At 69.0% G+C, this 12,761-nt stretch carries 9 protein-coding genes; all 9 read right to left on the bottom strand.

Going from position 1 to position 12,761, the window contains the following annotated elements:
* Positions 1-123: 123 nt before the first annotated feature.
* Complete coding sequence (gene obgE / locus AB0H00_RS16065) at positions 124-1,578, bottom strand: GTPase ObgE (protein WP_357266351.1); 1,455 nt, start codon at positions 1,576-1,578, stop codon at positions 124-126.
* Positions 1,579-1,699: 121 nt separating this feature from the next.
* On the bottom strand, positions 1,700-1,966 hold the full coding sequence (gene rpmA, locus AB0H00_RS16060; protein WP_327113721.1) for a 50S ribosomal protein L27: 267 nt from the start codon (positions 1,964-1,966) through the stop codon (positions 1,700-1,702).
* 22 nt (positions 1,967-1,988) lie between these two features.
* Positions 1,989-2,300, bottom strand: a complete 312-nt coding sequence (gene rplU, locus AB0H00_RS16055) for a 50S ribosomal protein L21 (RefSeq protein WP_043688633.1) — start codon at positions 2,298-2,300, stop codon at positions 1,989-1,991.
* 334 nt (positions 2,301-2,634) lie between these two features.
* Positions 2,635-5,772, bottom strand: coding sequence for a translation initiation factor IF-2 N-terminal domain-containing protein (locus tag AB0H00_RS16050; protein WP_357266349.1), 3,138 nt, complete (start codon positions 5,770-5,772; stop codon positions 2,635-2,637).
* A 471-nt stretch (positions 5,773-6,243) separates the two neighbouring features.
* Positions 6,244-6,660 carry a nucleoside-diphosphate kinase gene (gene ndk, locus AB0H00_RS16045; protein ID WP_357266347.1) on the bottom strand — a complete coding sequence of 139 codons (417 nt, stop codon included), beginning with the start codon at positions 6,658-6,660 and terminating at the stop codon, positions 6,244-6,246.
* A gap of 135 nt (positions 6,661-6,795) precedes the next feature.
* Positions 6,796-7,212 carry a DUF4233 domain-containing protein gene (locus tag AB0H00_RS16040; protein WP_357266345.1) on the bottom strand — a complete coding sequence of 139 codons (417 nt, stop codon included), beginning with the start codon at positions 7,210-7,212 and terminating at the stop codon, positions 6,796-6,798.
* 79 nt (positions 7,213-7,291) lie between these two features.
* Positions 7,292-8,662, bottom strand: a complete 1,371-nt coding sequence (locus AB0H00_RS16035; RefSeq protein ID WP_357266613.1) for a folylpolyglutamate synthase/dihydrofolate synthase family protein — start codon at positions 8,660-8,662, stop codon at positions 7,292-7,294.
* Positions 8,663-8,754: 92 nt separating this feature from the next.
* On the bottom strand, positions 8,755-11,433 hold the full coding sequence (locus tag AB0H00_RS16030; RefSeq protein ID WP_357266343.1) for a valine--tRNA ligase: 2,679 nt from the start codon (positions 11,431-11,433) through the stop codon (positions 8,755-8,757).
* 368 nt (positions 11,434-11,801) lie between these two features.
* A complete protein-coding gene (locus AB0H00_RS16025; protein WP_357266341.1) occupies positions 11,802-12,731 on the bottom strand; it encodes an NAD(P)/FAD-dependent oxidoreductase in 930 nt (309 codons plus the stop codon).
* Between the last annotated feature and the right edge of the window lie 30 nt (positions 12,732-12,761).

Genomic DNA, 12,761 nt, shown 5'->3' with positions numbered 1-12,761 from the left:
CACCACGATCGAATCCACGGTCGTCCCGGCGAATACCCGGACCAGACCCGGACCGTAGCCGATCGGACTCGCCACGCGCGGCATACATCCCGCGCGCGCGGCGACTCGACCGACGTACACGTCCTATTCCTCGTCCTCGTCCACCAGCCCGCGGCGCACCCGGGACGCGTGCTTGCGCTCCGCGGCGCTCACCCGGTCGGACTGCTCCAGACGGATGTCGGTGCCGCGACCGGTGGGCACCACATCGATGCCCGCGGAGATCTGCGGTTCCCACTCGAAGGTCACGTCGCCGATGGTCACCGGCGCGCCGGGCTCCGCGCCCAGCTTCACCAGTTCATCCTCGACGCCGAGACGGGCGAGCCGGTCGGCCAGGTAGCCGACGGCCTCGTCGTTGTCGAACTGGGTCTGGTGCACCCAGCGTTCGGGCCGGGTGCCGCGCACGATGAAGCCGCCCGGCTGCTCGGGATCGGCGAGCACGCTGAATCCGGTCTCGTCCACCGCGATCGGGCGAATGACCGGGCGCTTGGGCGCAGCCTTCGGATGCTCCTCGCGGTATCGGTGCACCAGATCGGCGAGGGCGAAGGTCAAGGAGCGCAGGCCGGCGCGGCTCACCGCCGAGATCTGGAACACCGGCCAGCCCCGCTCGGTGAACTCCGGAGTCACCATCTCGGCGAGTTCGGCGGCGTCCGGCACGTCGATCTTGTTCAGGATCACCACGCGCGGTCGGTCGGCCAGATCACCGAGACCGGCATCGGCGCTCAGCGCAGGCTTGTAGGCGGCCAGTTCGGCTTCCAGCGCGTCCACATCCGACACCGGGTCGCGGCCCGGCTCCAGGGTGGCACAGTCCACCACGTGGGCGAGCACCGCACAGCGCTCCAGGTGCCGCAGGAAGTCCAGCCCCAGGCCACGGCCATCGCTGGCACCCGGAATCAGGCCGGGCACATCCGCGACGGTGAAGGTGGTGTCGCCGCTGGCGACCACGCCGAGGTTGGGCACCAGCGTGGTGAACGGGTAGTCCGCGATCTTCGGCTTGGCCGCCGAGAGCACCGAGACCAGCGACGACTTTCCCGCCGAGGGAAAGCCGACGAGCCCGACGTCGGCGACCGACTTCAGCTCGAGCACCAAGTCGCTCTCTTCGCCGTCCTCCCCGAGCAGCGCGAACCCAGGTGCCTTGCGCGCCTTCGAGGCCAGCGCGGCGTTGCCGAGCCCGCCGCGGCCACCACGGGCGACGATGAAGCGGTTGCCTGCGCCGACCAGGTCGACCAGTACCTTGCCGTCGTCGTCGAGCACCACTGTGCCGTCGGGCACCTTCAGCACCAACTCGGCGCCCTGCTTGCCGTCGCGATTGCCGCCCTCGCCCGGCTTGCCGTTACCTGCCTTCGCGTGCGGGTGGAAGTGGAAGTCCAGCAGGGTGTGCACGTTGGAGTCGACCTCGAGGATCACGTCTCCGCCGTTGCCGCCGTTGCCGCCGTCGGGTCCCCCGAGCGGCTTGAACTTCTCGCGGTGCACCGAGGAGCAGCCGTGGCCACCCTTCCCCGCACGCACATGCAGTACGACACGGTCGATGAACTTGGACATACGCCGAATCATCCTCCTTCGGGACTGGTCGTACTTCGGGCTGGTCGTACTCGAGCACGAAAAACGGGCCAGGGCTTCGAGACCCTGACCCGCTCGCTGTTGTCCGGAAGTGGTGAGGCGGTCAGGCCTGAACCGGCTCCGGGACGACGATGTTGACGGTCTTGCGTCCGCGCTTGTTACCGAACTCGACCGCGCCCGCCGCAAGGGCGAACAGGGTGTCGTCACCGCCACGGCCGACGTTCACACCGGGGTGGAAGTGGGTGCCACGCTGACGCACCAGGATCTCGCCCGCCTTGACCGTCTGGCCGCCGAAGCGCTTGACGCCGAGTCGCTGGGCGTTGGAATCGCGTCCGTTCCGGGAGCTGGATGCACCCTTCTTGTGTGCCATAGCTGAATCTCCTCGGGGTGTCTTACTTGATGCCGGTGACCTTCAGGACCGTCAGCGGCTGACGGTGACCCTGGCGCTTGTGGTAGCCGGTCTTGTTCTTGAACTTGTGGATGCGGATCTTCGGGCCCTTGGTCTGCTCGACCACCTCGGCGGCCACCGAGACCTCGGCCAGCTTCGCGGCGTCGGTGGTCAGCTCGGCGCCATCGACGACGAGAACCGGATCCAGTGCCACGGCGGTACCCGGCGCACCTTCGATCTTCTCGACCTTCACCAGGTCACCGACCGCGACCTTGTACTGCTTTCCGCCGGTCTTGACGATCGCGTACGTTGCCATCGGTCGGCTGCCCTTCTTCCTGTAGTGCTCGGCACTTGCTCACGCGGCAGTTCCTCCGGCCGAATGATGCCGCCGGAGACCGCCACACAAATGGTCTGGTAATCGCCGCCGCCTCGGCGCCTGGTGGCTCTCGGTATCGAACTGTCGAGAACCGGGCCACGAAGACAGAACATGCTGTCACCGGGCAGCGACTGTCCAAGATTACAGGACGCCCACCGCCACAACCAAACCGGCGTCCTGATGCTCGCCCTGTCGACGCTGCGGATTCGCTGTCGTGGCAGGCACGTGGCCCCGTCGATCACACCGACGGGGCCACGTGTACGTGCACGACGACTTACTGCGACGCGTCAGGCGCTCCCGCCGCGCGGCCGACCGCCCGCCTGCGCGGCCTCCTGCGCTGCGGCAACTCGGCCGGCTCCGGCTCGGAGTAATCGATAGCGGGCGCGGGCGCCTGCTCCCCGGTGGGCAGCACGAACACCGCGCCGGAGCTGTCCGCGGCGGGCGCGGCAGCCGAACGAGCAACCCGGCGGCGACGGCCCGGACGGGCCGCCGCTTCCGACGCACCGTTCGCCGTGGACGCGACGGGCGACTCCGGGGCCGGTGCGGGCTCGGTCTCTTCGACGATCTCGACGACTTCGGCGGGTTCGGTCTCCGGTTCTTCGGCGGGCACCGCCACCGCGGCATGGACCGTCCCCGAGACCTCGGTCTCGGCGAGGGCGTCACTTTCGGCAGCCGTATCGGGCTGGTCACCCGCGGCCTCGACCACCTGCATGGCCTCGCTCACGGCGGGCTCGGCGACCACCGACTGCGCCGCGTCGACCGGCTCATAGGTCTGCTCCGGCGACTCCTCCGGCTCCGCGTCCTCGGTGTGCTGCGCGGCCATCGCCAGCGCGACCGGGTGCGCCCGCTTGACGGCGGCATCCTCCTCGGTGTTCTCCGGCACGGGGGCGGCACCGTTCACGACCGGAGCCTGCGCGGCACTCGCCGCACCCTTGTCCCGGCCACGGCGCCTGCGCGAACCGCTCTCGCGGGTTCGCCCCGCGTTCTCGTCGCCGGAGCCGGGCTCCACCGGGTACGGGTGCACGAGGAGGCCGCGGCCGTGGCAGTGCTCGCAGGTGGTGGAGAACGCCTCGACCAGGCCGGTGCCCAGCTTCTTGCGGGTCATCTGCACCAGACCGAGCGAGGTGACCTCGGAGACCTGATGGCGGGTGCGGTCGCGACCGAGTGCCTCGGTCAGGCGGCGCAGCACCAGGTCCCGGTTGGACTCGAGCACCATGTCGATGAAGTCGACGACGATCATGCCTCCGATGTCGCGCAGCCGCATTTGGCGCACGATCTCCTCGGCAGCCTCCAGGTTGTTCCTGGTGACCGTCTCCTCCAGGTTGCTGCCGCCGGAGCCGGTGAACTTGCCGGTGTTCACGTCGATCACCGTCATGGCCTCGGTGCGGTCGATCACGAGGGTGCCGCCGGAGGGCAGCCACACCTTGCGATCGAGCGCCTTGGCCAGCTGTTCGTCGATCCGGTAGGTCTCGAACACGTCCACGCCGTTGTTCTCATGCCGAGAGACTCGCGCGAGCAGGTCCGGCGCGACGGTGCCGATGTACTTCTCCACCGTGCTCCACGCCCGGTCACCCTCGATGACCAGCCTGGAGAAGTCCTCGTTGAACAGGTCGCGGATGACCTTGACCAGCAGGTCGGGCTCCTCGTAGAGCGTCTTCGGCGAGCCGCCGTCCTTGCTCGCCTGCTTGTCGATCGTGCGCCAGGTCGCCTGCAGCCGTTCCACGTCGCGGGACAGCTCGGCCTCGCTGACGCCCTCGGACGCGGTGCGGATGATCACACCGGCGTCGGCGGGCACGATGTCGCGCAAGATGTCCTTGAGCCGCTTGCGCTCGGTATCGGGCAGCTTGCGGCTGATACCAGTGGAGGTGCCACCCGGCACGTACACCAGGAAGCGGCCGGCCAGGCTGATCTGGGTGGTGAGACGGGCTCCCTTGTGGCCGACCGGGTCCTTGCTGACCTGCACCAACACCTGGTCGCCCGGCTTGAGCGCCTGCTCGATCTTGCGCTCCTTGCCGCCGAGCTTGGCGGCCTCCCAGTTCACCTCACCGGCGTAGAGCACGCCGTTGCGGCCGCGGCCGATGTCGACGAACGCGGCCTCCATGCTGGGCAGCACATTCTGCACCTTGCCCAGGTAGACGTTGCCGACCATGGACGCGGAGCCGGTGCTGGTGACGAAGTGCTCGACGAGGATGTCGTCCTCGAGCACCGCGACCTGCGTGGCGGTCGGGTGGTCCGAGAAGGACTTCTCGCGCACGACCATGACCCGGTCCACTGCCTCGCGGCGGGCCAGGAACTCCGATTCGGTCAGGATCGGCGGGCGGCGGCGGCCTGCCTCGCGGCCGTCGCGGCGGCGCTGACGCTTGGCTTCCAGCCGGGTCGAACCGGTGATGCCCTGAACCTCGTCGACGGCGACGCGGCCGCGGCTCTTGTTGCGCGGCTCGCGCTCGTGCACGACGGTGTTCGGCGGATCGTCCTCGGAAGGCTCGTTCTCGCCGGAATCACCCGCCACCTTGCGACGGCGACGACGGCGGCGACGACGACTCGCACCCTCCGGCACGCCGTCCTCGTCCTCCGAGTCGGCGGTCTCGGCGGAGTCCTCGGATTCGGCCTGCTCGGCGGGCTCGGCGGTCGGCTCGTCCTCGGCATCGGAGTCGATCTCATCGCCGTCGGTATCGGAGGACTGCTCACCGCGCCCGCGGCCACGGCCACGACGGCCACGACGCCTGCGGCGCGGCTGGCCCTCACCGTCATCCTGCTGCTCCGAGACCTCGTGGTCGTCCTCGGCGACCTCGGCCTCGTCCTCGACGGGCTCCGGGGTCGGCTCGACCCGGCGGACCTCACGTTCCGCGCGGCGCTGCCTGCGCGCCTGCTCGATGGCCGCGGCGTCCGGCGAAAGGAACAGCGGTGCCTGCACGACGGCGGTGGACTCGAACACCACGGGGGCGAGGTGCTCCGGTTCCTGCCGCACCGGATGGGTGAACAGCTGCGTCGAAGGCTGGTGCGCCGGGCCGCTCGCTGTCTCCGACCGCTGCCCGTGGATGGGCGCGTCCGGCGCGGAGAAGACGACGCCGGGACCGGCGAAAGGCGCCTCGGCCCGCGGTTGCCGCGCGGGGTGCTCAGGGGTGTCGGGCGCCGGTTCGGTGTCGCTCGCCCGCACAGCGGAATCCGCCTGCCCGGGTGGCTCGGCCGGAGGTCCTCCCTCCACCGGAACCAGGGCCTCGCGCACCGACTCGGCGACGGCACGGTCGACATTCGATTGCGCGCTGCGGGCCTCCGCCCCCAGCTCGGTCAGTTTCGCCAGGATGCGTTTGCTCGTCACCCCCAGCAGCTTGGCTAGTGCGTGAACTCGGATTCGCTCCGGCAATTGTTCGGCATCCTGTGATGTTGTTTCCAGCGGCTCTTGATCGGCCACGAAGTCTCCTCGGGCCCCCGGGCGCGTCCCTCCCTGGTGGGAGTGACGCGGCCGGCGCGGGGGCACTGTCTGTTCGACTCACGCCCAGTGGCGCGAGGTCAAGTGGTCTCGCCCCGCGTGCCCGGTTATCACCTATATCGTTCATCGTTCGGGCTAACTGGTCACGCGGCGCCTGGCTGTGTGGCTGAACTCCGCGGATCGAGCGCTCATCCAGCGTGCCGACGCGAACAGCGAGCCCCAGCAACGGGCTGTTTGTCCATGGCAGCGATGATCGGCATCGAACCGTGGTGTCATCCGGCTGCGATCGTCACCTCGCGTGCGCGCACCTGCGCGAACAGTCGGCGTCGAGTGCAGCCGATGCCAGTATCCCACACCGGGCGCCGGGCGTTCGCCATCGGCGCTCGGCTCCGCCCCGCCCGGAGCGCGTTCGCGCTGCTCCCGGCCGCAACGACCCGCGATCAAGAACGGTGATCAGGCTGGAAGCTCGGGAAACCAGAGAGTGATCTCACGCTTGGCCGAGTCCGGCGAATCAGACCCGTGCACCAGGTTCTCCTGGGTTTCCACAGCGAAGTCTCCGCGAATACTGCCGGGCACCGCCTTCTCGACCGGGTCGGTGCCGCCGGCGATCTGCCGGAACGCGGCGATGGCGCGCGGGCCCTCCAGGATGGCCGCGACGACCGGTCCCGAGGTGATGAACTCGATCAAGGAACCGAAGAACGGCTTCTCGGCATGCTCGGCGTAGTGGCCCTTGGCCAGCTCCTCGGACACGTGCTTCAGCTCGAGGGCGACGATCTTCAGCCCCTTGCGCTCGATCCGTGCCAGCACCTCGCCGACAAGGCCACGGGCCACACCATCCGGCTTGATGAGTACCAACGTCTGCTCAGTCACGGCGCACAGCCTAACGGGCGCCCGCCCGGGTACCGAACCAGCGGTCAGCTAATCCACCGACCGTGAGACAACCACACCAGGCCCGCAGCGTGGCGGATCACCGAATCGACAGGGAACCGGGCCTGGTGAGCGGGACTACGAGCGAGGGATGCGCTGGCTCGGCAGCAGCCCCTTCTCCATTCGACTCCGCACGTCGGCACGCAGCACCAGGATGAAGCCCCACACCACGGCGAACACCACACCGATGACGCCGATCGATACGTGGATGAACATCCCGAGCAGGACGAAGACCTGCAGGCCCAGGTTGAACGCCAACGCCCAGGAGCGTCGCTGCATCCCGGCGCCCAGGAACATCACCGCCGCGAGCGCCACAAGGTAGGTGCCCGACAGCCAGGTCACCCCGCCGCCGACGTCGGCGACCACCGGCAGCGCGAGAAGCACCACGATCGCCTCGAGCACCAGCGTGCCCGCCATCACCCCGCGCAAGCCCCTCCACGGATCGGTCGCGGGCGGCGGCACCGGCCGCTCACTCTGGTCGGCGGGCTCACTCATGCCTGCGCCTTGCTGACGCTCGGCTCCATCATGACCGAGCGATGCTCGGCGGCGCGCATCGATCGCTCGCTGCGCTCACTCATGCCGGGTCCTTTCCGAACAGCGCCCGCGTCACGCCTGCCGTCACCACCGAGCCGGTCACGACGACACCCGCACCGGACACCATTTCGTCCTGCTCGCCGCTCTCCTCGGCCAGCGCGATCGCGGTCTCCAGCGCATCGGGCAGGGTCGCCGCGGGGACCACCCGTTCGTCGCCGAACCGCTGCACCGCGAGATCGGCCAGCGTCTCCACATCCATCGCGCGAGGCGAGCCGTTGCTGGTGACGACGATCTCGTCGAATACCGGTTCCAACGCCGTGAGGATGCCGTCGGCGTCCTTGTCGCCGAGCACCGAGACCACCCCCACCAGCTTGCGGAAGTCGAACTCGGCGGTGAGCGTCGCGGCAAGCGCACGCGCACCCGCCGGGTTGTGCGCGGCGTCGATGAAGATGGACGGCGCGTTGCGGATTCGCTCCAGCCTTCCTGGGCTGGTCACGCTCGCGAAACCCACGCGAATCGCGTCGACGTCGAGCTGCCGCTCGGCACCGGCGCCGAAGAACGCTTCTACCGCGGCGAGTGCGAGCACCGCGTTGTGTGCCTGGTGCTCGCCGTGCAGCGGAAGGAAGATCTCGCCGTACACGCCGCCGAGACCCTGTAACTCGAGCTGCTGCCCGCCCACAGCGACCTGCCTGGCGAGCACGCGGAACTCCGCGCCCTCGCGCGCCACCGCGGCGTCCACCTCGACGGCGCGCCGCAGCAGAACCTCCATCGCCTCCGGCTCCTGCTCCGCGATCACCGCGACGTTGTCGCGCGGGATCAAGCCTTCCGGCGCGCGCTTGATGATCCCGGCCTTCTCCCCTGCGATGGACGCCAGGTCGGGGCCGAGGTAGTCCGTGTGGTCCAGGCCGATCGGGGTGATCACCGCCACCTGCCCGTCGACGACGTTGGTGGCGTCCCAGGTGCCCCCCATGCCGGTCTCCACGACCGCGACATCGACCGGCGCCTCGGCGAAGGCCGCGAATGCCATGCCGGTCAGCACCTCGAACTTGCTCATGGCCGGCCCATCCGCGGCGGCCGACTGCTTGTCGATCATCTCGACATAGGGCAGCAGTTCGCGGTAGGTCTGCACGTATTCGGCCGGCGAGATCGGCGAGTTGTCGATGCTGATCCGCTCCGTGGCCAGCTGCAGGTGCGGGCTGGTGATCCGGCCGGTTCGCCGGTGGAGCGCGGTGAGCAGCGCGTCGATCATCCTGGTCACCGAAGTCTTGCCGTTGGTGCCCGCGACGTGGATCGCCGGATAGCTCTGCTGCGGCGAGCCGAGCAGGTCCATCAGCGTGGCGATCCTGGTCAGCGACGGCTCGATCTTGGTCTCCGGCCAGCGCTGGTCGAGTTCCGCCTCGACCAGCGCCATCTCGGCCAGTTCCACCGGCGAGGGGCCCGAGTTCAGCCGCGCGCCATCGCCACGGCGCTCGTCGTCGCCGTACTGGGGCTCCGGCTCGCTGTTCATTTGCCGCTCAGCTCGGTGAGGCGGGCACCGATGCGCGCCACTTCGTCGGCGGCGACCTGCTGCCTGCTCTTGATCTTGTCGACGACCTGCTCGGGCGCCTTCGCCAAAAACGCCTCATTGCCGAGTTTGGCGGCGGTGCCCTGGAGTTCCTTCTGCGCGGCGGCGAGGTCCTTCTCCAGGCGGCGTCGTTCGGCGTCCAGGTCGACCGCGCCAGAGGTGTCCAGCTCCACAGTCACCGTAGCCCCGCTGAGCCGCACCTCCAGCGACGCGGTGGCGGCGAAATCCGGACCCGGCTCGGTGAGCCTGGCCAGGTTCGCCACCGACGCCTCCAGGGCGCTCAGGTCCGCGCCGTCCACACCGATCAGCTTGGCCGACACTTTCTGCTTGTCGCCGAGGCCCTGATCGCTGCGGAACCGCCTGATCTCGGTGATCAACCGTTGTGTGTCCGAAATACGTTGGGCAGCAGTCTGATCAGCGGGAACGCCGGAGGTCTTCGGCCACGGCGCGACCACCACGGACTCGCCGCCGGTCAACGCCTGCCAGAGCGCCTCGGTGACGAACGGGATGACCGGGTGCAGTAGGCGAAGAACCGCGTCGAGAACGGCGCCGAGCACCAGCTGGGTCGCCTCGGCGCACGCGCCGTCGGCGGCGAACTGCACCTTGGCCAACTCCAGGTACCAGTCGCACAGTTCGTCCCACGCGAAGTGGTACAGCGCCTCGCACGCCTTGCCGAACTCGTAGCCATCGAACGCCGAATCCACTTCGGCGCGAACCTCTTCGAGCCGATCGAGGATCCAGCGATCGGCGTCGGTGAGCTGCGCGCGGTCCGGTAGGTCGCCGACCCGCGCACCGTTCATCAGCGCGAACTTGGTGGCGTTGAACAGCTTGGTCACGAAGCTGCGTGCGGCGAGCGCGTGCGGCTCGCCGACCGACAGGTCGCCGCCCGGCTGCGCGCCCCGCGCGAGAGTGAAGCGCAGGGCGTCGGCGCCGTAGGCGTTGATCCAGTCCAGCGGGTCGATGCCGTTGCCGCGCGACTTGGACATCTTCTTGCCGAACTGGTCGCGGATCAGACCGTGTAAAAACACGTCCTTGAACGGCACTTGGCGTGCGCCGGCCTTGCCCGCCGTCAGCACGGCGTCGTCGGCGACGTAGGTGCCGAACATCATCATCCGCGCCACCCAGAAGAACAGGATGTCGTAGCCGGTGACGAGAACGCTGGTGGGATAGAACTTCTCGAGTTCGCCGGTGGCGTCCGGCCAACCCATCGTGGAGAACGGCCACAAACCGGAGGAGAACCAGGTGTCGAGCACGTCCGGGTCCTGAACCCAGCCCTCGGGTGCCCGCTCGTCGGGGCCGACGCACACCACTTCACCCTCGGGCCCGTACCAGATCGGGATACGGTGACCCCACCACAGCTGGCGCGAGATGCACCAATCATGCATGTCGTCGACCCACGCGAACCAGCGCGGCTCCTGACTTTTCGGGTGGATCACGGTGTCGCCGCCACGCACCGCGTCGCCGGCGGCCTTGGCCAGCGTCTCCACCTTCACCCACCACTGCATGGACAGGCGGGGCTCGATCGGCTCGCCACTGCGTTCGGAATGCCCGACGCTGTGCACGTACGGACGCTTCTCGGCGACGACCCTGCCTTCTTCCGCGAGCCGCTCGCGTACCTTGTCGCGCGCCTCGAACCGGTCCATACCGTCGAACTCGGTTCCGGTGCCGGTGATCCGGCCGCGCTCGTCCATGATGGTCGGCATCGGCAGACCGTGGCGCAGGCCGATTTCGAAGTCGTTGGGGTCGTGCGCCGGTGTGATCTTCACCGCGCCCGAGCCGAATTCGGGATCGACATAGTCGTCGGCGACGATCGGGATCCGCCGCCCGGTGATCGGGTGTTCCAAGGTGGTGCCGATCAACGCCCGATAACGTGGATCCTCCGGATGCACGGCCACCGCGGTGTCGCCGAGCATGGTCTCCACCCGGGTGGTGGCCACGATCACGTGCGGCTCGTCGTCGTCGAGCGAGCCGTAGCGCAGCGAGACCAGCTCGCCTTCGACGTCCTCGTACCTGACCTCGATATCGGAGATCGCGGTGCGCAGTTCCGGCGACCAGTTCACCAGCCGCTCCGCGCGGTAGATCAGGCCCGCGTCGTAGAGCCGCTTGAATATGGTCTGCACGGCGCGCGAAAGGCCCGCATCCATGGTGAAGCGGTCGCGACTCCAGTCGACGCCGTCACCGAGCGCGCGCATCTGCCACTGGATGGCGCCGCCGGACTCGCGCTTCCAGTCCCACACCTTGTCGATGAACAGTTCGCGGCCGAAGTCTTCCTTCGTCTTGCCGTCCACCGCGAGTTGCTTCTCCACCACGGACTGGGTGGCGATGCCCGCGTGGTCCATGCCGGGCAGCCAGAGCACCTCGTAGCCCTGCATGCGCTTGCGGCGCGAGAGGGTGTCCATCAGGGTGTGGTCGAGCGCGTGACCCATATGCAGCGTGCCGGTGACGTTGGGCGGTGGCAGCACGATCGAGTACGCGGGTTTGCCGCTGGAGGTGTCGGCGGTGAAATAGCCGGCGGCTACCCAGCGCTCGTACAGCTCGGCCTCCACCTCGCTGGGGGTCCAGCTCTTGGGCAGGGCATCGGCACGATTACGCGTATTGTCAGGGGCTGCGCTGGTCACCCCGCGATTCTAAAGCGCGTCGATCCGCGCACTTCAGGTCGGTCGATCCCGCTCTGCTCGGGCGTCGTCCGTTCGGGCTGTGCGTGCGCCAGGGGAACCCGGTCGCGGCGTCGTTCGAAGCGGGCGCCGACGCCTTCCGCATTTGTCGAAGCGCTTCATCGGTGAGCGTCGGCGATCGGTCGGCGAGGGTTCCTTTTGCCGATCGACGTGCGACTTCCCGAGCTGGAGACAAAGAAAGGCGGAGCCTTCGGTGGATGAGGGACACCGAATACTCCGCCTATGAGTGACACCCTACCGGCGTTCCGGAGGCGGCCCCGTAATCCATAACCAATTCTCAGTTTCCGGTACTTCTATCCCCCGAGGTTCCCTCATCGAACTGCCGAGAGCGCGGCGGTGTCCGCCAACACCAGGTCACCGTTGATCGCGATCGCGGCGGTCGAACCGGCGCCCGCCGCGGAAATCACCTGAGCCGCCGGGTTGCTCACATTGCCCGCGGCCCACACGCCGGGGACGCTGGTGCGCCCGGACGGATCGGTGACCACCCACCCTGTGTCGTCGAGTGCGCAGCCCATGGCGACCAGCACGTCGTCGTTGGCGTGGAAGGTCGGCGCCACGAACATCACCGTCCGCGGCACCGCACGCCCGTCGGCCAGTTCCACGCCGCGCAGCCCGCCGTCGACGGCGAACCGCGCGACCTCGCCCTCGAGCACGCGCACCCCGCGCGCGTCCAGGTGGGCGCGGTCGGTGTCGGACAGGGTCATCGTGTGCGGGAAGAAGACCACGTCGTGCGACCACTGCGGGAGCAGCAGCGCCAGGTGTACCGCGCGGGCGAGCGCGCCGGGCTCCCTCCCGCCGAGTACTCCGATCGGCTGGTCACGGACCTCGTAGCCGTGACAGTACGGGCAGTGCAGCACGTCGACGCCCCATCGTTCGCGCACACCAGGCAGGTCCGGCAGTTCATCGCGCAGTCCCGTCGCGACGAGCACGTGGCGGGCCCGCAGCGCCCCGCCACCGCCCAGCCGGATTGTGTATCCGTCGTGCGCTGGCCCCGCACCGGTGACGACGTCGTCGATCAGCTCGGCGCCGTAGCCCGCCACCTCGGCCGCACCCGCGGACAGGAGGTCCGCGGGCGGCATCCCGTCGCGGGACAGGAACCCGTGCATGTGCTCGGCGGGCGCGTTGCGCGGCGCGCCGCCACGGACCACCGCGACCCGTCGTCGCGCCCTGGCAAGCACCAGCGCCGCGGACAGTCCCGCCGCGCCGCCACCCACGATTACCACGTCATATCTCTCGCTCATCGGCGATCACCTCCGCCGACAGCCTCCCGC

It is taken from the genome of Nocardia sp. NPDC023852 (assembly GCF_040639505.1).
GTDB lineage: Bacteria > Actinomycetota > Actinomycetes > Mycobacteriales > Mycobacteriaceae > Nocardia.
Note: the sequence above shows the minus strand (reverse complement) of the source record. Positions and strands in the feature narration are given on the sequence as shown.

Excerpts from the sequence above, each read along its gene's own strand:
- obgE (WP_357266351.1), bottom strand. The coding sequence starts at position 1,578 with ATGTCCAAGTTCATCGACCGTGTCGTACTGCATGTGCGTGCGGGGAAG.
- rpmA (WP_327113721.1), bottom strand. The coding sequence starts at position 1,966 with ATGGCACACAAGAAGGGTGCATCCAGCTCCCGGAACGGACGCGATTCC.
- rplU (WP_043688633.1), bottom strand. The coding sequence starts at position 2,300 with ATGGCAACGTACGCGATCGTCAAGACCGGCGGAAAGCAGTACAAGGTC.
- AB0H00_RS16040 (WP_357266345.1), bottom strand. The coding sequence starts at position 7,212 with ATGAGTGAGCCCGCCGACCAGAGTGAGCGGCCGGTGCCGCCGCCCGCG.
- AB0H00_RS16035 (WP_357266613.1), bottom strand. The coding sequence starts at position 8,662 with ATGGCGCTGGTCGAGGCGGAACTCGACCAGCGCTGGCCGGAGACCAAG.
- AB0H00_RS16025 (WP_357266341.1), bottom strand. The coding sequence starts at position 12,731 with ATGAGCGAGAGATATGACGTGGTAATCGTGGGTGGCGGCGCGGCGGGA.